Consider the following 24,315-nt stretch of genomic DNA (forward strand, 5'->3'; position numbering starts at 1 on the left):
CAATGAAAAATTTAACAATTTACAAAGCAATATTTACCTTGATGTTCGCTTTTGGAATTCAAGCCCAACAATCAAAGGCAGAGACAAAACCATTACAGCATGTTTTACTTTTTGATTGGAAAGAAAATGTAGAAGAAAGCCAGAAAAGTGAGATTATGACCCTTTTCTATGGGTTGGTCGATAAAATTGATGGGATGGAATCGTTAAAGGCAATGGATGTTGTCAAATCTTCAGGAAACTACGATGTTGCCATTTTTATGGTATTTGACAACGAAGAAGCGTTGAAAGAATACGAAAAGCACCCTGACCATATCAGAATATCAGAAACCGCGCCACCACTACTTGCAAGTTTTGGGGTTTTCGATTTTTATGGCGACTTGTAAAATCAATTCTTCGTAATGCCATGTTGGGCCAAAAGCTCTGAATATCTTGGATCGCTCTTGAATTCATCAAAATAGTAAAGGCGATGGCTATCGAAGCGTTTTGTTTTGTTTCTTGTAGTATCTAAATAATAAAAGACACTATCACTTTCTTGAAGCCCGGCGAAAACCACGGCCAGTCTATGATTTTTTACTCGTGTACGATCATTTTTTTTCAGACTGTCAATGATAGAGTAGGCACTTGGTTTATCTCCGATTTTACCATAACAGTAACCTAAAAACCGGGTATAGGCAGGTTCACTTTTAATGAGTTCTTTTAAATGGCCAATGGCATTTTTAAACTCTTTTTTGGCCATGTACAAACGCATATAAGATCTATCAATGAGAAACTGATCATTATCGGCATTTATCTTTTTCATGTTTTCCAATAATTTTTCAGCTTCATCAAAGTCTTGGTTGTATGTTAAAGCGGTAAAATAGCTAATGGCGGTGGCGAAAGACAAGGGATCTAACTTGTAGGCATACTTGGCCTGCTCCAATTGCTTTTCATATTGATCGGTATAGTAATAAAAAGTTGCGTATTGGTGTCTGGCGGTAACGTCATTGGGGGCGAGTTGTATTGCCTTTTCAAAGGCGTTCTTTGCTTTGTCATATTGTCTAGTGTGGTTGAAAACCAGACCTTTTACGGTATAGATTCTTGAAATTCTATTATTGAGACTTTCAGCCTTTTCTAAATAAGAATTTGCTTTTTCTGTGGCTTCGATGGGGTCAGCCTGGGCATAGTAGGTCAACAGGAAAGTACTATTTGCGACTTCAGCATATACTTCTGCGTAGTTGGGATCCAACTCTATTGCCTTTTTATAGAGTTCGATACTTTTTTCTAAACCTTCTTTGTTTCTTTTGTCAGCTTCTTGTCTGCCCCTAAGAAATAACTGATAGGCTTCGATATTTTGGGTGGAAATTTTTGTGATTCTTTGTTGCTGTTCAAGACTGATGTTTATTTTGAGCTCATCTACAATCTCAGTGGCAATTTCAGATTGGATCTCGAGAATGTCGGTCAAAGTGCGGTCAAAGTTGCCCACCCATTCTGGCTCATCCGATTTGGCGTTGATCAATTGCGATGTGATGCGGACCTTGTCTCCATATTTTCTGATACTGCCCTCGAGAATATAGCTGACATTCAATTCTTTTGCGATTTCAGAAATTGATTTGTCGCTGTCTTTATATTGTTTCACCGAGGTTTGGGAAATAACATGTACATCTTCGAAACTAGAGAGGTGATTCAGGATATCGTACGTGATTCCATCCCTAAAAATTTCAGAATCTTCATCGTTGCTGAGGTTTTCAAAGGGAAGCACCGCTATCGATTTATCTGTGGTTGTATAGGTTATGTCATAAAGCCCCAAATATTCTGCAAGCACCAATAGCCCGATGATCCCCAAGATAATGGCAATCAATTTTTTTATGGATGATTTTTTCTTTTGATCGTGCTTTGTGCCAGATAGGTTTTCTTTCACTTCTTTTGCCGAAGGCACTTTCAGTCCTTTATTGGCAATGGCAAACAGTGGAATCGCATCCTCAACATTCTTCAGCTCATAGGCATCTAAAAACACGGCTTTAATATCTGGATGGCTCCTAATTTGATCATGTATTTTATCAGATACCAAAATACTTCCCGATATGGCACATGATTCAATTCTTGAGGCCACATTTACTGCATCGCCAATGATATCTTCTTCAGAATGCATGATATCCCCCACATGAATTCCAATACGAACAGGAATATTGGTCTCAATGAACTTTTGCTGTAGTTCAATACTACAGTGTACGGCCTCTACCGAACTTGAAAATACACTTAATGTGCCATCGCCAAAATACTGTACGATTTTGCCGTTGAATTTGTTGGTAGTGGTTTCAAAAATTAGACGGTGTTTTCTGCGGATTTCAACCGAAGACTTTTCGTCTTTCTGCATTAAGGCCGTGTACCCTTCGATATCGGTAAATACGATTGCTGCAAGTTGCCTTTGGGCCATAGTCTTATTGGTTGGTCGGTCTTTTGATCGACCTCGTAAATTAAGATTTTAAGAAATAAGAACAAAAAATCCCCAGTATATACTGAGGATTTGCTTCATGAGCTGTCTGTCTGTTGATTGATGATTGATTTTATTAGAAGCGGATGTTGAATTCCAAATCTACGGTGCCCACCTCAAATTGGGCATCTTGAAACATTGGCGGCCCCATGGTCATTTCGTTGCCCGACATGCCGTAGCTTTCTTTAGGCATACCGTTGGCTTCATAGTCCATGCTTTGGTTGTCATTGGCATCGTGCATGGCCATGATGGCGTAGTTGCCTGGAGTGACATTTTCAAAGGTCATGGTCACTGCTCCATCCTTAATGGTGCTTTCCAGATTTTGAATGCCGGGGCCTTTCATAAAAGTGTCTTGGGTATGCAGGCCAAGCAAAACTTTGCCTTCATCACTTGAAACATTGTCAACGGTTACCGTAATGGTTACGCCTTTAGATTCTTGGGAGAATCCTAAAAAGATTGAAAAAAGAAATGCCAAAGAGAATACTGTTGCTTTCATTTTTATAGTTTTTTTGATTATTGATGCTACAAATCTCTGCCTGCAATTCGGAAAATTAAATTTGAGGTTACCGAACTGTCATTTTCTTCGATTGAATTGTATAATGGAACCATTTTTGATACCTTTTGGTAAACGAAAACACCATGCCTTTTTTAAATGCCAGCCGTGCACTCGCAACTGTATTTTTTGTGATGGCTGTAGTATCGTTCCCTCTTTTGGGCCAGAGTTATAACCCCAACACTTCATACAGAAATGAGATTCGCAAGGCATCATGGAATGCACTTAAGCCTGAAACCCCCAAGAAATACCGCCTTCTTACATCAATGGTGTTCAATACCAACCAATGTTTTGACTTGTATGAAAAAGCTGCCAAAGCCTACGAATGGCCAATTTACGAACCTGTGACGATTTTAACTTTCAAAAAAGTGATTATGGATGAGGTTGTAAGGGGAAGCGATTATTCAAAAGCTGAAATTGAAACGGCTTACCAAAACACTGAAAGAGCGTATGGAAAGGGAAGCAAAGATGAAAATCTCTCAGACAAAGAACTTCAAAAAAAATACGACCCTATCATTTTAGAGGCATTGTGGATTGCCACGTTGAATGAATTCTCAAAGGGAAAAGATAATGAGGTCATCTCCCTGGCGCGTCAGCGGATGCCGAATAAAACAGGCAATGATGTTGCTGCGGAAACTGGGCCTAAGACGACATCCTCAAAAGAACAAAACCGCAAAAAATCAGAAATAGCAAGTAGCGCAAAAATTCCCGGGGTTTCGGACATCATTTTGAGAACGGTCACCAACTACGGTCTCAACGGGGTTTATGTGGATAATGAGGTGAGTATCTTGTTTGACAATGGCGAAATTTTGACCAATCCCTCCCAACCTTTGGATGAGCTCAATATCGCGCAATCAAAAAAGAAACACCCCAAAAGATGGAATCTTTGGAAAAAAAAGGGTGATGTGCTGTATGTTACCAAACCATGGAAGAACAAAACCTACGATTGGAAGAAATGGTTCAAATTAAGACCCGGTAAAAAAGATTTCAAAATATCGGGTCGCTATAATACCTCTGATGCCTTTGGCGGTGCCACGGTAATCAATGCGAGCACGGTCTCTTTTGATGCCCAAGGGAGGTTTGCGTGGAAAACGGTAAAGGGGGGAGATACCTCTTGGAAACCCATTTATTCAAAAAGTAGCTCTGCGGGCACGTATGAAATAGACGGTTACAAGGTTACGCTGAACTACAATAATGGAACCAAAGAAGCTTTCTTTTTTGGGCTATATCCGAAAGACAATGAACATTTTGTGATCGGAGTCAGCCATTTCGTTCCTGTAAAGAAATAGAAGTTGCTCACAATACAAGCTCCATCTGAATGTTGCTGCGCTCGTATGGACTGTCTACGCCTTCGATTACCGTAAATCCAAGTTTTTTGTAGAGGTTAAGGGCCGGACCCAGAACGGTATGGCTTTCAATAAAAATGTTGTTCGCGCCCAAATCACGTGCCTTGTCTACAATGGCTTTTCCCAATAAATAACCAATGCCCTTACCCTGTGCCTTTGGCGATACACCCATTTTGGTCAGTTCATAGTCAAACCGCTCATAATTTGATTTTACCAAAGCGCACACCCCTATTGGTTCTTCGCCTAACAAGGCCACGACGATGTATCCCCCTTGTTCAAGAATGTTCTCTTTTGGATGGTCAAGATAGTGATGGTCCATCGCTTCCATCTTAAAGTATTTCTCAATCCATTCTTGGTTGAGGGCCTTGAATGCATTTCGATATGAGTCGTTGTAATCAACAATCTTGATATCCATCATCCAAAGAAAATAGCTAAGTACTGCTTAAAGTATTTTCACGTTTGCCAACGATTTCTACCAGCCAATAAATCAATTGGCCGATGCCACCTACGAATATGAAGAGTAAAATCCATACCACCAAAAGACTATTTCCTTTTAAGTTGGGATTCTGCACGGCGTGTACGATGTAAAATACCAAACTGCTCAATGAAATCAGAACAATAAGCATGATAAAGCCCATAAACCAGGCCACATTGCCCAAAATCATAGAAGCGGGAACATCGCCAGTGGCTTCTGCAGCTTCTATATCGGTCACAAGATTGAAAACAAAGTACATGTAGTATACAATGGAAAATATGCCTATGATGATGGGTGCAAGGGCAAAGAAAGCTTGCCAGAATTTGTTGTGCAGCATGATTTAGTTATTTTGGTTAGTACGAGATTGTTTTTCTATATGTCGTGCAACTTCGCTGGCAGTTACACCCCGTCGTTGCAAATGCTTTATGATGGTATGGTGGTCTTCGGGCCGTGTCTGTGATAGTTTGTAGGCCGCCTGAATTTCAGTGATTTCAATTTTGAAGCCGACCACACCCTTTACCTGTCGCAAGGTTTTTGGCGACATTTCGTGCAATGATACGGGATTTTTAGAGGATGCCTCATACTTTTCGACCAACCGGTGCAGTGCTTGCATGGTTTCTTCCTCATTCAAAACTGACAACTTGCCATAGACATGCACGGCGATATAATCCCAAGTGGGCACTTCCTCTTTTTGGTACCAAGAGGAAGAAACATAGGCATGTGGACCGTTGAAAATGCAAAGCACTTCTGTATCGTCATTGAAACTTTTCCATTGTGCATTGGCCTTGGCAATATGGCCTACCAGCACATCTTTACCATTTGCATCTTTTTCCAATTCAAGTGGAATGTGTGTCGCCCAGGGTTTGCCGTCAACTTGATTCACCAGAATGCCAAAGCTGTTTAGTTCAATGAATTCTTTGACTTCGTCAAGGTTCTCGTTTTTATAGTAATGGGGTATATACATTCAATCGGTTTTTGAAAGTCGTACAATTTCATGCAGGCTGTTTTCCACATCGGGGTCAGAGAGCACGTTGTCGACATAAAAACGATGTCGGGCAATCATATTTCTGAACAAAGGGTCTTTAAGCAATTCAAAGTTTTTTATGTTGAAGGGATTCAAAAAATCTCCATTTTCCATAAAATAGGGTTCGACTTTGTCTGTCCAAAAATTTTTGAGTGCCACTTCTTCTTCGGTATAGTCATCAAGGGTCTCTCTCCACGAAACCAAGTGTCTGCGCAACGAATCATTTTGAATGAGTTGGAAATCACCTGAGCTTATCAATGATTGCACCACACCATTGGAGGGGTTGAAGGTGATGTTCGAAAAAACCTTACTGCCATACTCTCGTAATGAGTCTTGTGATTCGGGCGTTTCAGGTCTGTTTAGGTTGCGGATGACAATTTCAGCAGCCTGAAAAGATTTTTGGTGCACATTTTTTGCTTCTTCAAATTGCGTCAAATTGGCCTTGAATTCGTTATGGAGCTCTTTCAGAATGGCTTTTTCTTTGTTGGAATTCTTTCGTGCCTCGTTCCAATTGTTGATTTTCAGGGCAATCAAAATTCCAATGACGACCAACACAATTTCGCCTATGGCATATTTGATATACTGGGCAGTTTTGCCTTCTGAGAGCAATCGTTTGCGAATGTTACGGAAGAATTTTATCATATACCAGTATTTTTCCCCTCTTGGTAAGGGATTAAGGGGTGATAATTTTGTGACAAAGGCTAAAACCCACCCCCAGCCCCTCCAAGGAGGGGAGCCGTAAAAAGTAGATTTTAAGAGAGAACGTTATCATCGAGGGTTATATCACTATGAATATGGAGAGTAGGTTCCAAAATTCCAAATATAGCCTTCTGGGTCTTTACAGCTGTATCCGCGACCACCATAATCCTCATCTTTTATGGGCATGACAATCTTGGCATTATGCGTCACTGCGTTTTTATAATGGTTATCGATTTCCTCAACAATAAAATACGGACTCTGGGTATTATGACCACCCACTTCTTCAGGAATACGTGTGAGCTGCCCGAAATCAGATTTGTTTTCGGCCGTTCCCAACATGATAAACGCCTCACCAAATTGTAGTTCTGCGTGCATAACGTGTCCATCGTCATCTCTGTAAACATTTTTGGCTTCAAAGCCCAAGGCCTTGACCAAAAACTCAATGGCCTTGTCAGCATTTCTATAGGCCAGTGTGGGTATGGCTCCGTGTTTGCTCATTTTCTTCTTTTATTGTTGTTATTGTTCATTGGCCATTGCAACATAGCCTGGCCCTTTTACAAACCTTCCCGGGGTGGCTCCAGTATGCTCCCCATCTTTCAATACTTGCTCACCGTTCACAAATACATGTACCATGCCCTCTGCAAATTGGTGGGGCTCCTCAAAAGTGGCTTTATCTCTGATGGTTTTAGCATTAAAAATGGCGAGATCTGCGTAATTTCCTGCTTTAAGCATGCCTCTTTTTTTGATTTTGAGGTTACTGGCGGGTAATGCACTGAGCTTTCGCACCGCTTCCTCCAACGGAATCACTTTTTCCTCTCTTACGTATTTTCCCAACAACCGAGCAAAATTGCCGTAGGCCCTTGGGTGTGGATTGTAATTTGTGAATGGTTCAACAGGGGCAAGGGATGCCGCATCAGAACCAAAACTCATATAAGGCAGGGCAATCTGCTTCTTAACGTTCTCTTCAGACATTAAAAAATAGACAGTACCCACCCGACTACTGTCCTGTACTACTAAATCCATTGCTGTTTCTTCAGGAGAAGTACCTCGCATTTTGGCCACTTCGCCCAATGTTTTTCCTGTCAAGTAGCGAAGGGAATCATTTCGGAACCCGTTCAAAATGAGTTTATCGGGGCTTCCGGCTGCAAAGTAGAGGTTTTCCCAACCATCACCTTTGGCACGCATTTCTTCAGTCACTTTTTTACGAATGGCTGGGTCTTGCAATCGTTTGGCCCATTCACCATAACCGCCTTCTTGTACCCAGGGTGGCATGGAAGCATCAAGCCCCGTGGCACCTGCGGTGTAGTTGTACATGTCGGTAGTGATCTTCAATCCGGCACTTCTGGCGGAATCTATTTTAGCGATAGCGGCTTCCCATTTTGTCCAATTGTCCTTGCCACCTGCCTTTAAATGATAGATTTCAGCAGGAATATTGGCTTCAGCTGCTATTTCAATGAGTTCATCAATGGCCTCGAGCCAATAATCGCCTTCACTTCGCATGTGTGAAATGTACATTCCTCCATATTCGGAAGCTACTTTGCAAAGTTCGATGAGTTCATCCGTATCGGCATAAAAAGCGGGGGCATAAATCAATGAAGAACCGATGCCCATGGCCCCTTCTTCCATGGCGGTCTTGGCCAAAGCCTTCATTCGTTCCATTTCATCAGGGGTGGGAGGGCGGTTTTCCGATTCCACTTCATGGATCCGTAAAGTGGTTGCCCCCACAAAAGAGGCCACGTTGCAAGAAATGCCCCTGTTTTCTAAAGATTGTAGGTATTCACCCAACGTGGTCCAATCAATATCGTATTTGTAGTCTTTCTGTGAGGCTTTTGCCTCTTTCTTCATTTTAGGATTTAAGGGGCCCATTGACCAGCCTTCACCCATCACTTCCAGCGTTACGCCTTGGCGAATATCGCTTTCCGATTTTCCATCAACGATAAGCGACTCGGTGGCCCAGCTGAGCATATTGATGAACCCGGGAGCGATGGTGAGCCCTGTGGCATCGATTTCTGTTTTGCCCACGGCATTTTCAAGATTTCCTACCGCGGCAATGGTATCTGCATTGATGCCTACGCTGCCCGTATACGATTCCTTTCCAGATCCATCAACCAGCTGCCCGTTTTTAATGAGCACGTCAAAAGTCTGTGGTTGGTCACAGCCCCATAAAAAGAGAACGGCTACAGCTAAAAAAAAGGTGTTTTTCATCTTGGTCTTATTTAGTCGGTTTTTGTAAAGGTATAGCCCATAAAATCAAGGGTAGCCACTTCGCCCTTGTCATTTAGGTGAAAGGTCATTTTTGAAGGGGATGTCCATCTTTTATTGGGTATGGTGCTAAAGGTATCGTAATGCCAGTGGGATGCATCCACTTGGTCAAATTTGTTAAAATCGAGCTTTAAAATATCATTATTGACGGAAATCTCAAGATTTCCGATAAGTGGATGTTGATAAATGCCAATGTACTCATATAATGCCAAAGTGGGTTTTGTGTTATTGTTGCGCTCCTTGTTTTGTTTCTGCTCCCGTTTTTCGCCATCTTTCTTCCTACTTTCATAAAGTCCAAAGATTTTGGAATGCCAATCGGTACTGTCATCCTCAAAAGCAAACAGATCCATGGCTTGGTAGAGAATGGCATGGCGTAGTTCTGCATGGTCCATATTTCCGAAAACGTACACCGCTGTATTCTTATCGTGCAAGACCCCTGCAATGGCTATGAGCCCCGGTAGGCTTCCAGTATGAAAATCCAATTTCTCACCCCGATAATCATGCTGAAACCACCCCAAACCGTAGCTTAACCAATTGGGTTTGGTGAGCTTCGTGGTCGGATAAAATTGGTTTTCAGGAATTAGGGTATGCGGTTGAAAAAGCGTTTCAAAGGTTTTGGGTTGCAATATGGTATCTTGATTTTGCATCCCTCTGTTGAGAATAAACCTCAAATAGTTTGAAATATCATCAATGCTCGACCACATCATACCTGCCGCACCAACTTGGTCTGAGTAATTTCGATCCACCACTTGAACCCCATCTTCTTCAAAATTGTAATGTGGTGTGACATAGTTGCCCACTTTTAAAATGTTCATGGCCTGTGCTTGGGAGCGGTTCATGTTCAATGGTTTGAACAACCGTTTCTTTATAAACTCATGCCAAGGCTCTCCGCTAAGGGCTTCAATGACCTCTCCTGCAGCTGCATACATGATGTTTTGGTAGATAAAACCACCTCGTAAGGGATACGCTTTTTTTGTATGCTTGAAACGTTTTAAGGTTTCTGAGGTGGTAACGCTGTCCAATACCCAGAGAACATCGGCATTGGCAATGCCCAGATTATGGGTGAGCAGGTCTTTTATCCTGGCATCTGCGGCAATATAGGGATCAGAAAGTTGAAAACCGGGCAGATGATCCACCACCTTATCGTTCCAATCCACTTTTCCCTCATCGACCAAGATACCCAATGCCATGGCCACCATTGCCTTGGTGGTCGATGCCATGGCAAAGAGCGTTTCTCCATTTACGGGCCCCTTGGTTTTGATACTTTTGATACCGTAGGTTTTTTTAAAAACAACCTCCCCATTTTTGACCACAACTGCGGCAAGACCGGGAATTTTCCAATCCGTCATGCCTTGTTGAATCATTTCATCAAGGATTTTTACTTTTTTGGCGTTTTGGGAATATGCAATAAAGGCCACTAAAAAAAGTAACGGCCAGAGGGTTGTTCTTTTCATTTTTGGTTGGATTTTGTGCACGGTATGTAAGATAGGAAATACTTCAGTTCAGACAACAAAAAAGGCCCCTCTGGGGGGCCTTTCAAATAGTAAGATAGGTTGTTATTGACCAGAGGTGATCTGTACTTGACCTGAAAGTCCGCTGAGGTCACCCCTATATGCCCAAAGCTCTTGCCAATCACCATTTGTTGATGCTTCAAACTCTTTTAAGAAATCCATAAAAGTACCCTCGCCATATACTTCTTCGAACCATTGGGGAAATTTATCTTCTTCGCCCATCCATGCCATACTGTCAAAGAAATTGATCCACACCATGTCTTGGCCATTGTTGTTGTTCAATTTGTTCCAGTAAACCCCCCATTGCTCATCGGCATCTTTTGTTTTGAAGACTTTGTTCACCTTATCTAAGACACCTATAAATTTTTGCTGTTGAAAACGCTTCATGTCAAGATAAAATACCGCGAGATTTTTTAACTCAAAGTCTTTCGTGAAATTGGAATGTGCGGCATCGCCCTCCCAAAAAGTGGTTTCCATCTCGGCTTCTGCGAATGGTGCCACATTGGTATTCCAATCTTTTGCATGGTCTCCGCTTGGGTTTGTAGATTCATCAAAAGCGGCCCATCCCGTGGGTCCCATGCTCCAAATGTATTTGCCTGAGTTTTCACCGCTGGCAATCCAATACACCCTGACGGCATTGGCCCCTTCGGCATGGTACTTTTTGTTGTGGGCGGCAAGGCCAGTTTCAAACTCGGTGATTTTTGCCGGGTTCGGTGTAATCATTACGTTCATAAAAACGGGTTCGGGTTGGCTTTCTTGAGCCGACATCAAAAAAGGAATCAGTAATAGTGTAATCAGTACTTTTTTCATTGTTTGTTGATTTTAGTTGTTAATTATTTATTTGTGGTTTCATGAAGTTGTTTGGTATCGGCATATTGTTGAAATGCCACCGCTTTGCCGTTCTTGATTGTCCATAGATGGGCGGCCTGCGCATCAACCATTGCCCCGTTATCCTTCCTTTTGGCATTGTAGCGTAGCGTAGCCAATACTTTATCATCATCCACATCATGCAATTTGATCTTCGCCAGTTTAAAATACTCATGGTCGTTGCCCAATCGTGCAAAAACCCCGTTCAATACGGCATCAGGCCCAACGTAGGGGTTATGGTCAGCGTAGGGATTTCCTTCGGCCTCATTCCATACGACCCTGGCATCCAATTTTTCAAGCACAGCAGGTATATCTCCTTTGGCAAATGATTGGTACATGGCATTGACAATGCCCTTGTTCTCTTCGGGAGAAAGGTTGTTCATAGCTTCTATGGACTGTAGTTCCATTACCACTTCCGTGGGATCCCACATGCCTACCTCGCGAACAATCTTACCATCTACAAACCGATAGGTCAAGTGTATGGGGATAAGGATTTCTTTACCACTGGCCCCTACGGTGCCTTTCCAATCCAACCAACAGTTGACCCAGGTTTCACCATCATCGGTAATTACCATTTCAAATTCTTGGTCTTCGTCCAAAAAGCTTCTTTGGGAATAATTGGCATCGTTTTGCTTGTGATACTCCATGGTCTCACTAGGCGACATCAGGTTGTCTTTGGTGTTATACCGCGTCTGCGAAGAATCGGCATAGAGACTTGTATCGAAATTTTTTGCGTTGTAGTTCGCAATCAATTTTTTGACAGTATCTATTTCAGGAGAGTTCTGCGTATAGCGTTCAGGGCTCTGATTGCAGGACAGAAACAGTAATAGTGCCATTCCTAAATGCGTTATTTTTTTCATTGTTTGTTGATTTTAGCTGTTTGTAATTTTTATTAGGCTTTTTTTAATTCTCTGTTTCTTTTGGTGCCAAGCCGCTCAAATCAAAGTAATCGGAAAAGGTGGCAATCTTACCTTCTTCATTAAAAGTGCTGAGATTGAAGAACTTGACTCCTATCTCTTGGCCACTTTCTGTGTGGGTGGCGGTCCACGTGCCGTAGGTACGGATAACATCGGCTTTTGTTTCAGCTGTTTCTTTCGGATAAACGGAACCAGAATAAAAGCCTCCTACCGTACCTTGGTCAGCCGTTACAACCCCCTCATGGTATTGAATATTTTCAAAGTTTTCATGATAGCCTTTGACGATTGCCAAGAACTCATCTTTGCCCATCCATTCATTGCCATTATAATAAGGTGGACTGAATTTGAGTGAATCAGCCAACATCGCTGCCTGGGCATCCAAATTCTCATCAGAGTGTGCTTGAAAAAAAGCGCGGATGGTGGCCACTTTTTTGTCAAAATCCGCGTAATCGGAAGAAGATTCCATTTCAGTTTCCATGATTTCATCCCTATCGGAAGAGTCGGAGTCAGCGGTTGTTTGTTTGCAGCATACAAATGCCAATAAGGCCAGCACCATTAGGCTTGGTAAAACTAATTTTTTCATTGTTTGTTGATTTTAGGTTGATATAAAAGAAAACCCCAACAAATTTTGTTGGGGCACCATAAGTTTACATACTAGAGGGTGAATAGGCCATGTCGGGGCGCATTTGGCCTTCAAATTGCTCGTATTTGGTCAAGCTGCCCCTGAATTCATTGTATAGCTCGGCCCATTCATCACCGAGCATAGCGTTGTTTTCTGAAACCTTGGCCGCATAATCAGCCGCATCTTTGGCCGCGACGGCAACCAGATAGAATTCACCGCGGGTGCCAAAACCACTTTGGTATACCCTGTAATGTAATTTAGAACCCTTGCTCGCGAACATATTCTTTATTGCCTGCACATTTTTTTTGACTGCAGCACGATTTCCAGGGGAGTAGTGAAAATAATGGAATTTACGATAGGGTTGTCCTTCAGGGGTCAAGGTCATTCCTTCCGGCATGTATGAAAGCTCTTCATTCAGATTTAGCACATAGTTTTGTTCAATGTCATAGCATTTGTCCATTTTATTGAAAAGGTCAGTCATAGCAGTACCCCCCATTTTTTCAGCCAAGGTCGCAAAAACAGGCTTTTCGATGTCTGCCATGCTCGAAATCGGACTTATCCACATATACCGGTCGTCAAGCGTGTTTGAAACCATCACATTGATTTCTTGAATATTGTGCTTTTTCATATTGTCGGTCAATTCTTTACAGATGGCTTCATAATCATTGACCATCGATGGTTTTACGACATCTTCATGTACCCAAAAAGCTTGGGTGGTTTTCTCTTGGGCATACAAGCCATAAACAGTCATGGCAAGTAAAGCCATAAACAGTTTTACCTTTAATGTTCTCATAGTGTTTGTATTAATTGGTTGAAAAATTATGTAAGCACAATAGTGGTATACAATGTAATGGTCGCTTGGTCAGCTTACTTCATTGGATCATCTTACATAGAGACCAGTAATGAGTCTGAATTTCGAAAGGGGACGTTAGAAAACTTAGTGAGGGAACAAATGTTAAATTTTCGATTCATAATGTACTAAAAAAACTGACTTTGAATGGATTAAAGCACGGAATAAATACTAAAAGTTGATAAAAAACCATGAATCAGGGGTATTTACCTACAAAACTGTGAATCATCTGTAAAGTTTTCTGACATTCAAAGCACATGATTGAAAGGAAGAAGTATGATTCTCAATCAAAACGGGTCATAAACCACGTTGAGGGTCATTGTTGCATTTTCAGGTAATAATCGGCCGAGTGTTTGCCCGAGCCATACACAAAGAAGAAGCAGCACACCATTAAGGTGATAGTGGCCGTAATAAGATTGGCGACATTCATCTCGCCCAAAAAATTGATTAGTATTGCTCCTATGAGAATCGGTATTTGGGCTGCGACGGCCCATCGGGTAAGTAAGCCGATTGTAATCAAAAAACCACCAACAAAATGGGCAGGTGCCACATAATGCAGAAAAATCATGCTGCCGGGAATCTTTTCCAACGGCCCCATCACTAAAGCCATCTGCTCAGAATCAGACATAAAATCCACTCCTTTCATAAAAAGAAATACACCCAATGCAACCCGTAAAAGATCTAATGGGTAGTACGTATGGGCGTTGGCCCATTTGTTCCATTGTTTGATTTTTCCCACTGCCAAAGAAATCTATAACATGTTTAAGGTACTCATTTTTAAGGATATATAAAAGAAAAAAAGATTTTATGTTCAAAAAAGGCAGTTGATTGTTTTCACGGTTCATATCATGAATATGACAGTTGGGTCATTCTTTTTACTGCCTTTGGTCTGATGATATGATTTTTGGGCATCAATAATCAGAACATCCTGAAATGCACTGCGACAAGCTCAGCGTAAAAATTCAGGGCAAGCGAACAGTCATGAAAAACCTTTTACCAACCATTTTTTTGTTCATCACTTGGGTTTCATCGGCCCAAACGATTGTTAGCGGTACCGTTACCGATACATCTGGCAAACCTATCTCAGGCGTCAATGTGTATCTAGACGGCACTTATGATGGTGCCTCTACCGGCGAAAGTGGCGCCTTCAGTTTTGAAACTTCAGAGACAGGAACCCAGACCTTGGTCATCTCAATGCTTTCCTACGAGCCACATTATGAGATGGGGGATGTATCTTATTTCAAAGACTTGCAGATTCAATTGGTCGAAGCAATCAACCAACTTACAGGGGTCACACTGAGTGCAGGTACCTTTGAGGCAGGCGATAATTCTAAAGTATCGGTCTTAAAACCTTTGGATATTGTCACCACTGCTGGAGCAGCCGGAGATTTTGTGGCCGCTTTACAGACGCTTCCCGGTACGACCACTGTCAATGAAGATGGACGGTTGTTCGTTCGTGGCGGTGACGCAGGCGAAACCCAGGTTTTTATTGATGGCCTTCGTGTTTTTCAGCCTTTTAATGCCACGGCCAATAATATTCCCACACGGGGGCGTTTCTCTCCGTTTTTGTTCAAGGGTATTACTTTTAGCACAGGGGGGTATTCCGCAGAATACGGTCAAGCATTATCAAGTGTGCTCTTGCTGAACACCACTGATGTACCCGATCAGGAAAAGACGGATATTTCGGTCATGTCAGTTGGTGGCGGAGTAGGGCATACCGAGATCTGGAGCGACCAATCATTGAGCTTGAACACCCAATACATCAACTTGGCCCCCTATGAGGCATTGATACCTTCAGATCAGGGCGTCCGTTGGAATAGCCCTTACGAGTCTATTGCTGGTGAAGCTGTCTTTAGATGTAAGGGTGAGAATAGCATGTTTAAGTTGTATACCTCTTTCAATAATGCCGATTTGGATATCGAACAAGAGAACATCAATTTTGAGGAGTTTGTGCGTTTTCAATTGACCAACCAAAATCTTTATTTCAATTCATCGTACAAACATTTCTTTGAGAAAGAATGGACATTGACCACGGGGGCAAGCATTTCTTGGGATACCAATGATATTGGCCTATTGGATGATGATATCAGCACCAAGGAAACCGCGTCACACCTCAAGGCCAAGATAAAAAAGACCTTTAGTAGCAGGTTCAATGTCAGTTTGGGGGGTGAGCTGTTCTTAACGGATTATGAAGAGCAATTCAGGGCTCCTGATGGATTTGAATTTAGTACAGGTTTTGATAACAGCCTATGGGGAAGTTTTGTCGAGAGCGATATTTTTTTCAGCAACGCACTGGCGATGAAATTGGGAGCGAGGGCAGAATACAGTTCCCTTTTAGATAGTTTTACGCTTTCACCCAGAATTTCTTTGGCTTATAAAAGCAGTGAGAAAGGGCAGTTTTCTTTAGCTTATGGTGATTTTTATCAAAATCCGCGCACAGACGTATTGCGCTATGATCAAAGTTTACAGTACGAGAAAACATCACACTACATTCTGAACTATCAATTTTTGGGTGATGGAAAGACCTTTAGGGCCGAAGCATATTACAAAGACTATGATGGGCTCATTAAATTCAACACAGAATTACCTCAATTTGACTCCACGTACGATAATACGGGAAGCGGCTATGCCACTGGCCTTGATATTTTTTGGAGGGATAACAAAAGCATCAAAGACTTGGATTATTGGATATCTTACAGCTATTTGGATACAGAACGCGATTTTCGAAATTTCCCCGAAAGGGCAACTCCCAACTTTGCACCAAAGCATAATTTCTCTGTAGTCACGAAATATTGGGTTGACAAACTGCGGTCACAAGTGGGTCTTTCTTATAACTATGGTTCGGGCAGACCGTATGACAATCCCAATACACCTGAATTCATGGCCGAGAAGACCAAATCTTTCAACAATTTGAGCTTTAACTGGGCCTATCTGATCGACCAACAAAAAATCTTATATTTCTCGGTCAACAATCTATTGGGATTCAACAACATCAACAACTACCAATATGCGGATGCACCTAATGCAAACGGATTTTTTGAGCGGCAGACCATTCGCCCAGCTGCTGACACTTTCTTTTTCGTAGGGTTCTTTTGGACCATCAGTACCGATAAAAAGAGCAATCAATTGGACAATCTTTAAAAATATTATTTTCCTATATGTTCAAACCACACGTTTTCAAGGCTTTGGCCCATTATTGTGTATGTTTACAACAATAATTTTCAATCGTTGGTGATGGCGATAATTTTGTGGTGAGCCTACCCAGGTTATTTTTTAAAAATGCAAAGTTCCGTTTTTCATACTCAAGGGCACCTTTTAAGGACAATCTTCGCATCTGCGCTGTTTTTGCTGGCAGGGGCTGTTAATGCCCAAACCACTCTGTGGAGTGAGGATTTTTCATCATACTCCAATGGTACGATAACGGGCAACGGTAGTGGGGCCTCACCGGCTGCCTGGAACTCGCAAACAGGTGCAGCCGTCAACGGCGGATTGATTCTTGCTGTCAACACAAGAAGTGCAGGGTCATCCACACTGGCCAATCCGCTTATTTGGGCTACAAATACGATTGCAATTACAGGTTATACCAATGTTACTTTCAGTGTTGATACGGGCACTTTCGATACAAACCAATTTGAAAATTCTGGTGGTGCCCAAGACAATTTCGCATTGGAGTACCGATTGGATGGAGGGTCGTGGATTCAGGTATTCAGCAGATCGGGATCCTCTTCACAGCCCATAAATCCGTCATATACCATTTCGGGGCTAACAGGCACGACCCTCGAAATACGGGCAACCTTTCACAATACCGCGGGTAACGAAAACTATACCATTGATAATGTTTTGGTAACGGGTACACCCAACATAACCAACCAACCACCTGTGGTAAGTGGCTCTGGGTACCAAGCCTATTGTCCAAATTCTTCGCTACCCATCGTAGAAGATATCAGTATTACCGACCCAGACGACACCTCCACATCTGCGGTCTATATTCAAATATCTGGCGGTTATGTCAACGGCGAAGATTTGTTGACATTGACGGGCACCCATCCGAATATAACTTCATCTTGGGATGCAACGCAGGGTGAGCTCAGCCTTATAGGCCCCGCTACCTATACAGAGTTCGAGGCAGCGATATTGGCCACTGAATATTCCAGCAGCAATGCAAGTGTTACGGGTACACGGCAGTTTTCAATCACCGTGGGCGAGGCCAACTATTTACCGAATACGCAACATTACTATGAGTTTGTTTCTGATCCCGGTATCACTTGGACCGATGCCCAAGTGGCCGCTGCGGGCAGAAATTATTTTGGATTGCAAGGATATTTGGCCACTTTGACAACTCAGGAAGAAGCTGATTTTTCAGGTTCGCAGGCGCAGGGAGTGGGCTGGATTGGAGCTACCGATGATGCCGTAGAGGGCGAATGGCGTTGGGTTACGGGGCCTGAGGCAGGCACCCAATTTTGGAGTGGCGGCGTAGGGGGTACCGAACTGACATTTGCCTTTTGGAACAATAACGAACCCAATGACTATCCTGATGGTCCCACAACTCCAGGAGAGGAAAACTTTGCCCATATTACTGACCCTTCGGTGACCACGATGCCCGGTTCTTGGAACGACCTTCCGAATGCTGGGGGCGGTGGCGCCTATGCCCCACAAGGATATGTGGTCGAATACGGGGGTATGCCAGGTGACCCAACACTGAGCATCACTGCCACAACGACCATTGTTGTAAAATGCCATATCATCACCAACCGTAGAATTACCTACCGTGTAATCAAAAATTGATTTTTGCGCTATTGATTTTTTATGATTTGGCCGTGTAGGTACTAAATACGGTTCAGTCTCCGATTATTACAGTTGGGTAGGTTTTTTTATTTCTAGAAAGATTTCTGTCACATTTTTGAAAAGCAAAATCAAAAAACGAACAGTCATGAAAACACTTCTGAAACTCTTTTTAGTAATCCTTCTTTATGGAATCAATACGTTATCTGCACAAGACAAGTATACCAATGGTATGCAAAAAGCCTTAGATCTGTGGGGGCAACAAAAGATAACAGAGGCTTCCAACCTTTTTGAGCGTATTGCCATGGCTGAAGATGACAATTGGCTTCCCTATTATTATGTGGCGTTGGTCAACACAACTGCTTCTTTTGGTGAACAAGACCAGGCAAAATTGACCCAACAACTGGAAAAAGCCAAAGAGTTTGTCGATATCGCCAAAAATATCTCGCCTGACAATCCTGAGCTGTTTGTGATGGAGGCTTTGGTCAACACCGCTTGGATAGCCTTTGACGGCGCTACCTACGGCATGACGCTCTCAGGCAAGAACACCCAGTTGTACAATAAAGCATTGGAACTGGCGCCAAAAAACCCAAGGGTGGTGTTCTCAAAAGCGGAATGGGACATGGGCGCAGCCCGCTATTTTGGTAAAGACACGGCCCCATATTGCAAAGATGTGGAAAGGGCTGTGGAACTTTTTGCTAATTTTAGCAATGATACCCCTTTTTATCCCCAATGGGGAAAAGATAGGGCAGAGCAGGTGGCAAAAGAATGCAAAGGATAATAAATGCGTAGCTTTCTAAAAGTATTGAAGATTTCAATGGTAATTACGTTTGTAGTTGCCATTCTCAGCATTTTCGTCTGGGGCAATGGCGACTACTCGTTCGACAACATTGTACAGCAAATCACGATCAGCTTTATTTTTTCTTTCGGATTGACACTAGTCAATTCATACTTCTATGATGGGATGAACCTGCGGTATTCTTGGGAAAATGACCCCAAAAAACGATTGTTCATTGGGGCAATTGGATCTTTTGTACTGACCATTCTCACTTTTGGATTGCTTCGCTACCTGATTCATTTTTATTTCAATAGGGTTTCTTTTATCGAATTCTTCAGAAACGAAGACTTTGGTTCTTATATCACTGCAATTGTAATCACGATAATTGCATTGCTTTTTACCCACGCCTTCTATTTTTATCGGGCATTGCAAAAGCGGGAAATCAAAGAGCAGAAAATTATTGCCGGCACCGCCTCTGCCCGTTTTGATGCCCTCAAAAACCAGTTGGACCCCCACTTTTTGTTCAATAGTCTGAATGTGCTGACGAGCCTTATTGAAGAGGATCCACGACAGGCCCAACGGTTCACAACGTCACTCTCTAAAGTGTACCGCTATGTGTTGGAACAAAAAAATAAAGATTTGGTAACGGTTGACGAAGAGCTGCAGTTTGCCAAGACGTACGTACAGTTGCTAAAGATGCGCTTTGAAGACAGTATCGATTTTGAAATTCCAGAAAACTCAGATAATCCCGAGGCGAAGATTGTGCCCCTTTCATTGCAGTTATTGTTGGAAAATGCCGTGAAACACAATGTGGTTTCCTCTTCACGCCCGTTGCGACTAAAAGTACATGAAGAAGGCGATATGCTTGTTGTCAGCAACAACCTTCAAGAAAAACAGGTGGTAAAGAAGAGTAGTGGCGTAGGATTGCAGAACATAAAACAGCGCTATGGTATTTTGACCGACCGAGAAGTACATATCAAAAAGACCAACACCCAATTCAGTGTGACCTTGCCCATGCTCACAAAACAGGTTTCAGTGATGGAGACACAGCAATCGTTCATTGCTGAAAAGCGCTATATCAAGGCAAAAGAAAGAGTAGAGGCCATTAAGGGTTTCTATAGCAACTTGATTACGTATTGTATCGTAATCCCGTTTTTATGGTGGCTCAATTACCGTACAACTGATTTTTTGTGGGTACTGTTTCCTACCATCGGATGGGGCTTTGGGGTCATTGCACACGGTATGGAGGCCTACGGCTACAATCCATTATGGGGCAAACGCTGGGAAGAACGAAAGATTCAAGAGCTGATGGAGAAGGATGATTTTTAATGGTTGGTAGTCAGTGGTCGATAGTCGATGGCTAATTAGTCGTAGTCAGTTAACAAAATTCCAAATCCCAAGCGTCAAATCCCAAACCCTAAAAAATAGTTACTTTCTCTAACATCTAACATCTAACATCTAACACCTGACACCTGACACCTGACACCTGACACCTGACACACTCCATCCCAATAAAACAACAGTTCGGTAATCCATTTTTCATATTCCCTCCACGGCTTTCGATATTTGAAGTGCAATTAAAACAATCAAAATTTTAATCATGGAAAATAGCAACTCTTACAAATACCAAAAAGCAAAAGAGCGTATGGAATGCATCAAGGGGTTTTATGGCAATTTGCTGGCGTATTGCATTGTTATCCCCGTTTTGGCCTACATCAATATTAAAACGGGCAATGAACTTCTTTGGTTTCTCTTTCCTGCATTGGGCTGGGGCATTGGCTTGCTCGCCCACGGAATGAATGCCTATGGCTATAATCCCATCCTCGGAAAAAACTGGGAAGAACGAAAAATCAAAGAGTTCATGCAAAACGACAGCAACTGATCAATTCTTATCTTTAATTACAAATCAACCAAAACGAGAATCATGCAAAAATTGGATAAAGAGAGCAGATATATAAAGGCGAAAGAACGTGTTGACGAATTGAAAAAATTCTATGGGCACCTATGGTCGTACATTTTGGTCATGTCGGCATTGGCCCTGATCAATTACCTGACCAATGGCTTTAGCTACATGTGGTTTTTGTGGGCAGCCTTTGGCTGGGGCATCGGCCTTTTCTTTCATGCCATTGGCACCTTTAGATTGAACCCTTTCTTTGGAAAAGGATGGGAAGAGCGTAAAATACGTGAGTTTATGGAAGAAGACGAACAAACAAAAAAATGGCAGTGATGATGGAAAATTTACAACAAGACAAACTGAAGCGGGCAAAAAAAAGGGTCAACGAGCTCAAGGGATTTTATATTCATTTTGCGGTGTACCTGATAGTAAACGCCTTTATATTGATCAATATTTATAGGCACAGTGACGATTTTTGGCAATGGGGCCATTTTTTCACTTTGTTTTTCTGGGGCATTGGTGTTGCATTTCATGCAGCAAATGCGTTCAATTTCAATCCTTTTTTTGGGAAGAAATGGGAAGAGCGCCAGATTCAGAAATACATTGAGAAAGATGAACGTGAAGCTGATAAATACCGATAATAGTGCAAGAAAGAAGTCCATATAGCACAGCGAAGAAAAAAGTCAAAAAAATCAAGGGCTTTTACCGCCATGTCTTTATCTACATTGTAATCAACACCGCTATTTTATGTATAAAGGGCTGGTTTCTTGGGATATTTTCTGGGGCTGAACCAGAATTTACAGAATGGGTATATTGGAATATTCTATCAACTCCGTTAATTTGGGGCACTGTGTTATTGACACACGGCTTCTATATTTACAGCCTTCAGCCCAAAAGCCTTATCAAAAAGTGGGAAGCGAGGCAGATAAAGAAAATAATGGACGCTGACGAATCTAACTTTAGAAACACAATCAACAAATGAAACGAACATGAATTTTTTTAATCAAAACTTAAACAGTGCAATGATTAAAACAACCCCGATAGCTATCGGGGCATGAGAGAACGAGTGCAACGAGTGGTCGCATGGGTTCTTAAATTTTTAAATAGCTTATATACAGTAAGTTAAAAACTTATAATACATGAAAGCAATAATCATAGAAGATGAAAAACCCGCGGCCCGAAGGCTGAAACGCCTTTTGGAAGAAATGAATGTCGATGTCTCTACCATGCTGCACTCTGTGGGCGAATCGTTGGAATGGTTTCACAACAACGAACATCCTGACCTTATTTTTTTGGATATTCAACTCTCAGACGGACTTTCATTTGAAATTTTTGATGCCATAGAGGTTAAAAGCGCCATCATCTTTACCACGGCCTATGACGAATATGCCCTGCAAGCGTTCAAGCTCAACAGTATTGATTACCTCTTGAAACCGATTGATGAAGATGACCTTGAAAAGGCCATTAAAAAGTATCGTGACTTCAAACCTGAAAAAGAGCAGATTTCGGTCGATTTTGAGGATATCAAAAAATTATTGTCCAACCCCATTGAACGGGAATACAAGAAAAGATTCACGGCAAGGGTAGGGCAGCACATCAAAATTATCAATGCTGATGAGGTCGAAAGTTTTTACAGTGAGAACAAGGGTACTTACGCAGCAACAATCGATGGAAGGAGTTACCTGTTGGATACCACCTTGGAAAATTTGGAAGGCGAACTTTCGCCTCAATTGTTCTTCAGGGTGAGCCGAAAATTCTATGTCAACATCAACCACATCAACGACATCATTTCATACACGAATTCAAGGCTGAAAATCAAGTTGAACCGCTTTAATGACCAAGAAATCATCGTAAGTAGGGAACGGGTGAAGGACTTTAAGTTATGGTTGGAGTAAAAAAGTTTAAAAATTTGAAAGACAGATTTTTAAACAGAACTATAAATTTTTCTTATACCACCTTTTTTTGTTAAAATCAACTACTTAATCCAACCGATTGTCGTCAAAAGCGGAGGGCAATAATTTCGGAATCAATTTAATGAAAATCGGTAGAAGAATTGCCCCGCCCGGCAGCATAAAAATCGCCAACGAAGGAATACTCTTGAAGATGTCTAAAAGTTGGTTCTGCATCTTTTTCTTTTCTTCTTTGGTGAGTTCTTTTGTGGTCGATTTTGTCAACAGGCCCATCAACTCTTTGCTCTCTGCCAGCTCCTTTTTTAGCCGCTTACTGTTTCTCAAAATTAACCTGCTGACATTTTTTGACATGCCATCATAGAATTGGGAAGCCAAATTCTTATCGTTCAGATAGGGAATTTTTTTTGCGTTTTTTTCAAAGAACTGTTTCACGGATTCCAGTGCTGCAGTCACTTCATTTTCGGTTTTGCCCAAGTCTTTTCCAATTCCGAAAATGAATTCAGATTCCAGATAATCCAATGATTTGTCTTCCCAAACAGTGAGACAGGCAACATCCAAAAGGTAATCCTTTTCCCAAGTGGATAAATTATCCTTCAACAAATCGCGGTACGAACCATCAAACTGCTCGTTTTCAAAATCCACATACGTGAGCGAAGCATACAGTAATTGAATCAGTTTTTCATCATTTTTGTTCGCTTCCTTTGAATTTAGCGCATGATAGGCAATGTTGATGGTCAAATACTCCAGCAATCGGGCATGGTCAAGCGCATAAAACCCTTTCGAAAGATAATGCCTGAAAATCAGGGCATCGATGATAAGCAGTGAGTTGGTCAGAGAATTTCCGAAGGTGCGGCTGAAGACATTGTCATCAAGATAGATTCTTGAGTCAATCAGCTTCTCCAGCTGGGCATTGGTAGATCTACCGACAAAAATCTTGTCCCACATTGACATATTGCCCAAATCCATCTCTCGGTAATATTTAAAAACAGTCTTTACAAACGCATCAAAATCAGCTTCGCCCTTTTCAAATTTGAACACAAAGTACAAGGCCGTGAGCAGGTTGATTTTAGCGATTTCATCTTCAGAAAGTCGATGCTCAACTTTGATAAATTTTGCATGGTAGAGATGTATGCCATACACAAACCCATTTTTACGCAGCTGACGGTACAACGAATCAAAATCTTTGAATTCGTGGGTTTCTTTTTTGAGCAGATGCCCAAACTTTTTGATCCAGCCTGTTGATGAGGGGTTCATGCGCCTATTCGGTTAACCACGTCAAAGAAAAGAAAATATAGGGCTTTTCGTACTGATGGTAGACAAATCGTTTCCTTTTTTTATGAAAAACCAAACCCGAC

Annotated in this window: 25 protein-coding genes; 10 read left to right on the top strand and 15 right to left on the bottom strand. The window is 42.0% G+C overall.

The features are described 5' to 3' along the window. The first annotated feature begins 2 nt into the window (after positions 1–2). On the top strand, positions 3–383 hold the full coding sequence (locus AAAH86_RS02390; protein WP_343485898.1) for a Dabb family protein: 381 nt from the start codon (positions 3–5) through the stop codon (positions 381–383). 2 nt (positions 384–385) lie between these two features. Here the strand turns inward: AAAH86_RS02390 and AAAH86_RS02395 are convergent, their stop codons facing one another. Beyond that, the gene (locus tag AAAH86_RS02395; RefSeq protein ID WP_343485899.1) at positions 386–2,413 is read right to left on the bottom strand and encodes an adenylate/guanylate cyclase domain-containing protein; all 2,028 of its coding nucleotides are present in this window, start codon (positions 2,411–2,413) and stop codon (positions 386–388) included. Positions 2,414–2,546: 133 nt separating this feature from the next. After that, positions 2,547–2,966, bottom strand: a complete 420-nt coding sequence (locus AAAH86_RS02400) for a DUF2141 domain-containing protein (protein WP_343485900.1) — start codon at positions 2,964–2,966, stop codon at positions 2,547–2,549. A 143-nt stretch (positions 2,967–3,109) separates the two neighbouring features. On the opposite strand from AAAH86_RS02400, the gene AAAH86_RS02405 reads away from it, so the two are divergent. Beyond that, positions 3,110–4,312: a hypothetical protein gene (locus AAAH86_RS02405; protein ID WP_343485901.1), complete on the top strand. Its 1,203-nt coding sequence runs from the start codon at positions 3,110–3,112 to the stop codon at positions 4,310–4,312. A gap of 7 nt (positions 4,313–4,319) precedes the next feature. On the opposite strand, the gene AAAH86_RS02410 is transcribed toward AAAH86_RS02405, so the two are convergent. The 12 genes from AAAH86_RS02410 to AAAH86_RS02465 all read right to left on the bottom strand — a co-directional run bounded on the left by AAAH86_RS02410 (position 4,320) and on the right by AAAH86_RS02465 (position 14,335). Continuing rightward, the gene (locus AAAH86_RS02410) at positions 4,320–4,787 is read right to left on the bottom strand and encodes a GNAT family N-acetyltransferase (RefSeq protein WP_343485902.1); all 468 of its coding nucleotides are present in this window, start codon (positions 4,785–4,787) and stop codon (positions 4,320–4,322) included. Between the two features lie 13 nt (positions 4,788–4,800). After that, positions 4,801–5,181 carry a hypothetical protein gene (locus AAAH86_RS02415; RefSeq protein WP_343485903.1) on the bottom strand — a complete coding sequence of 127 codons (381 nt, stop codon included), beginning with the start codon at positions 5,179–5,181 and terminating at the stop codon, positions 4,801–4,803. 3 nt (positions 5,182–5,184) lie between these two features. Continuing rightward, entirely contained in the window at positions 5,185–5,808 is a 624-nt protein-coding gene (locus AAAH86_RS02420; protein WP_343485904.1) for an FMN-binding negative transcriptional regulator, read from the bottom strand. After that, a complete protein-coding gene (locus AAAH86_RS02425) occupies positions 5,809–6,510 on the bottom strand; it encodes a DUF6090 family protein (RefSeq protein ID WP_343485905.1) in 702 nt (233 codons plus the stop codon). Positions 6,511–6,654: 144 nt separating this feature from the next. Then, a complete protein-coding gene (locus AAAH86_RS02430; protein ID WP_343485906.1) occupies positions 6,655–7,065 on the bottom strand; it encodes a VOC family protein in 411 nt (136 codons plus the stop codon). 18 nt (positions 7,066–7,083) lie between these two features. Beyond that, positions 7,084–8,772, bottom strand: a complete 1,689-nt coding sequence (locus AAAH86_RS02435; RefSeq protein ID WP_343485907.1) for a D-aminoacylase — start codon at positions 8,770–8,772, stop codon at positions 7,084–7,086. A gap of 11 nt (positions 8,773–8,783) precedes the next feature. Next, positions 8,784–10,283 carry a serine hydrolase gene (locus tag AAAH86_RS02440; protein ID WP_343485908.1) on the bottom strand — a complete coding sequence of 500 codons (1,500 nt, stop codon included), beginning with the start codon at positions 10,281–10,283 and terminating at the stop codon, positions 8,784–8,786. Between the two features lie 102 nt (positions 10,284–10,385). After that, positions 10,386–11,150, bottom strand: a complete 765-nt coding sequence (locus tag AAAH86_RS02445) for a hypothetical protein (RefSeq protein ID WP_343485909.1) — start codon at positions 11,148–11,150, stop codon at positions 10,386–10,388. Positions 11,151–11,173: 23 nt separating this feature from the next. Beyond that, a complete protein-coding gene (locus tag AAAH86_RS02450) occupies positions 11,174–12,067 on the bottom strand; it encodes a nuclear transport factor 2 family protein (RefSeq protein WP_343485910.1) in 894 nt (297 codons plus the stop codon). Positions 12,068–12,110: 43 nt separating this feature from the next. Beyond that, on the bottom strand, positions 12,111–12,707 hold the full coding sequence (locus AAAH86_RS02455) for a nuclear transport factor 2 family protein (protein ID WP_343485911.1): 597 nt from the start codon (positions 12,705–12,707) through the stop codon (positions 12,111–12,113). 64 nt (positions 12,708–12,771) lie between these two features. Continuing rightward, a complete protein-coding gene (locus AAAH86_RS02460) occupies positions 12,772–13,539 on the bottom strand; it encodes a hypothetical protein (RefSeq protein ID WP_343485912.1) in 768 nt (255 codons plus the stop codon). Between the two features lie 373 nt (positions 13,540–13,912). Then, entirely contained in the window at positions 13,913–14,335 is a 423-nt protein-coding gene (locus tag AAAH86_RS02465) for a DoxX family protein (RefSeq protein WP_343485913.1), read from the bottom strand. A gap of 242 nt (positions 14,336–14,577) precedes the next feature. On the opposite strand from AAAH86_RS02465, the gene AAAH86_RS02470 reads away from it, so the two are divergent. The 8 genes from AAAH86_RS02470 to AAAH86_RS02505 all read left to right on the top strand — a co-directional run bounded on the left by AAAH86_RS02470 (position 14,578) and on the right by AAAH86_RS02505 (position 22,945). Then, complete coding sequence (locus AAAH86_RS02470; RefSeq protein ID WP_343485914.1) at positions 14,578–16,737, top strand: TonB-dependent receptor; 2,160 nt, start codon at positions 14,578–14,580, stop codon at positions 16,735–16,737. A 138-nt stretch (positions 16,738–16,875) separates the two neighbouring features. Further along, positions 16,876–18,381, top strand: a complete 1,506-nt coding sequence (locus AAAH86_RS02475; protein WP_343485915.1) for a hypothetical protein — start codon at positions 16,876–16,878, stop codon at positions 18,379–18,381. A gap of 145 nt (positions 18,382–18,526) precedes the next feature. Further along, positions 18,527–19,159 carry a hypothetical protein gene (locus tag AAAH86_RS02480; RefSeq protein WP_343485916.1) on the top strand — a complete coding sequence of 211 codons (633 nt, stop codon included), beginning with the start codon at positions 18,527–18,529 and terminating at the stop codon, positions 19,157–19,159. A 3-nt stretch (positions 19,160–19,162) separates the two neighbouring features. Continuing rightward, positions 19,163–20,485, top strand: a complete 1,323-nt coding sequence (locus AAAH86_RS02485; RefSeq protein ID WP_343485917.1) for a 2TM domain-containing protein — start codon at positions 19,163–19,165, stop codon at positions 20,483–20,485. A 271-nt stretch (positions 20,486–20,756) separates the two neighbouring features. Further along, positions 20,757–21,038: a 2TM domain-containing protein gene (locus AAAH86_RS02490; RefSeq protein WP_343485918.1), complete on the top strand. Its 282-nt coding sequence runs from the start codon at positions 20,757–20,759 to the stop codon at positions 21,036–21,038. A gap of 42 nt (positions 21,039–21,080) precedes the next feature. After that, positions 21,081–21,383, top strand: a complete 303-nt coding sequence (locus AAAH86_RS02495) for a 2TM domain-containing protein (RefSeq protein ID WP_343485919.1) — start codon at positions 21,081–21,083, stop codon at positions 21,381–21,383. Beyond that, positions 21,383–21,691 carry a 2TM domain-containing protein gene (locus tag AAAH86_RS02500; RefSeq protein ID WP_343485920.1) on the top strand — a complete coding sequence of 103 codons (309 nt, stop codon included), beginning with the start codon at positions 21,383–21,385 and terminating at the stop codon, positions 21,689–21,691. Before AAAH86_RS02495 ends, AAAH86_RS02500 begins: the two co-directional genes overlap by 1 nt. A gap of 498 nt (positions 21,692–22,189) precedes the next feature. Further along, complete coding sequence (locus AAAH86_RS02505) at positions 22,190–22,945, top strand: LytTR family DNA-binding domain-containing protein (RefSeq protein WP_343485921.1); 756 nt, start codon at positions 22,190–22,192, stop codon at positions 22,943–22,945. Positions 22,946–23,029: 84 nt separating this feature from the next. Here the strand turns inward: AAAH86_RS02505 and AAAH86_RS02510 are convergent, their stop codons facing one another. Beyond that, entirely contained in the window at positions 23,030–24,214 is a 1,185-nt protein-coding gene (locus tag AAAH86_RS02510) for an LETM1-related biofilm-associated protein (RefSeq protein ID WP_343485922.1), read from the bottom strand. Positions 24,215–24,315: the final 101 nt, after the last annotated feature.

Origin of the sequence: Allomuricauda sp. d1 (assembly GCF_039592695.1) — a bacterium.
GTDB lineage: Bacteria > Bacteroidota > Bacteroidia > Flavobacteriales > Flavobacteriaceae > Flagellimonas_A.

Excerpts from the sequence above, each read along its gene's own strand:
- AAAH86_RS02390 (WP_343485898.1), top strand. The coding sequence starts at position 3 with ATGAAAAATTTAACAATTTACAAAGCAATATTTACCTTGATGTTCGCT.
- AAAH86_RS02395 (WP_343485899.1), bottom strand. The coding sequence starts at position 2,413 with ATGGCCCAAAGGCAACTTGCAGCAATCGTATTTACCGATATCGAAGGG.
- AAAH86_RS02400 (WP_343485900.1), bottom strand. The coding sequence starts at position 2,966 with ATGAAAGCAACAGTATTCTCTTTGGCATTTCTTTTTTCAATCTTTTTA.
- AAAH86_RS02405 (WP_343485901.1), top strand. The coding sequence starts at position 3,110 with ATGCCTTTTTTAAATGCCAGCCGTGCACTCGCAACTGTATTTTTTGTG.
- AAAH86_RS02410 (WP_343485902.1), bottom strand. The coding sequence starts at position 4,787 with ATGATGGATATCAAGATTGTTGATTACAACGACTCATATCGAAATGCA.
- AAAH86_RS02415 (WP_343485903.1), bottom strand. The coding sequence starts at position 5,181 with ATGCTGCACAACAAATTCTGGCAAGCTTTCTTTGCCCTTGCACCCATC.
- AAAH86_RS02420 (WP_343485904.1), bottom strand. The coding sequence starts at position 5,808 with ATGTATATACCCCATTACTATAAAAACGAGAACCTTGACGAAGTCAAA.
- AAAH86_RS02425 (WP_343485905.1), bottom strand. The coding sequence starts at position 6,510 with ATGATAAAATTCTTCCGTAACATTCGCAAACGATTGCTCTCAGAAGGC.
- AAAH86_RS02430 (WP_343485906.1), bottom strand. The coding sequence starts at position 7,065 with ATGAGCAAACACGGAGCCATACCCACACTGGCCTATAGAAATGCTGAC.
- AAAH86_RS02435 (WP_343485907.1), bottom strand. The coding sequence starts at position 8,772 with ATGAAAAACACCTTTTTTTTAGCTGTAGCCGTTCTCTTTTTATGGGGC.
- AAAH86_RS02440 (WP_343485908.1), bottom strand. The coding sequence starts at position 10,283 with ATGAAAAGAACAACCCTCTGGCCGTTACTTTTTTTAGTGGCCTTTATT.
- AAAH86_RS02445 (WP_343485909.1), bottom strand. The coding sequence starts at position 11,150 with ATGAAAAAAGTACTGATTACACTATTACTGATTCCTTTTTTGATGTCG.
- AAAH86_RS02450 (WP_343485910.1), bottom strand. The coding sequence starts at position 12,067 with ATGAAAAAAATAACGCATTTAGGAATGGCACTATTACTGTTTCTGTCC.
- AAAH86_RS02455 (WP_343485911.1), bottom strand. The coding sequence starts at position 12,707 with ATGAAAAAATTAGTTTTACCAAGCCTAATGGTGCTGGCCTTATTGGCA.
- AAAH86_RS02460 (WP_343485912.1), bottom strand. The coding sequence starts at position 13,539 with ATGAGAACATTAAAGGTAAAACTGTTTATGGCTTTACTTGCCATGACT.
- AAAH86_RS02470 (WP_343485914.1), top strand. The coding sequence starts at position 14,578 with ATGAAAAACCTTTTACCAACCATTTTTTTGTTCATCACTTGGGTTTCA.
- AAAH86_RS02475 (WP_343485915.1), top strand. The coding sequence starts at position 16,876 with ATGCAAAGTTCCGTTTTTCATACTCAAGGGCACCTTTTAAGGACAATC.
- AAAH86_RS02480 (WP_343485916.1), top strand. The coding sequence starts at position 18,527 with ATGAAAACACTTCTGAAACTCTTTTTAGTAATCCTTCTTTATGGAATC.
- AAAH86_RS02485 (WP_343485917.1), top strand. The coding sequence starts at position 19,163 with ATGCGTAGCTTTCTAAAAGTATTGAAGATTTCAATGGTAATTACGTTT.
- AAAH86_RS02490 (WP_343485918.1), top strand. The coding sequence starts at position 20,757 with ATGGAAAATAGCAACTCTTACAAATACCAAAAAGCAAAAGAGCGTATG.
- AAAH86_RS02495 (WP_343485919.1), top strand. The coding sequence starts at position 21,081 with ATGCAAAAATTGGATAAAGAGAGCAGATATATAAAGGCGAAAGAACGT.
- AAAH86_RS02500 (WP_343485920.1), top strand. The coding sequence starts at position 21,383 with ATGATGGAAAATTTACAACAAGACAAACTGAAGCGGGCAAAAAAAAGG.
- AAAH86_RS02505 (WP_343485921.1), top strand. The coding sequence starts at position 22,190 with ATGAAAGCAATAATCATAGAAGATGAAAAACCCGCGGCCCGAAGGCTG.
- AAAH86_RS02510 (WP_343485922.1), bottom strand. The coding sequence starts at position 24,214 with ATGAACCCCTCATCAACAGGCTGGATCAAAAAGTTTGGGCATCTGCTC.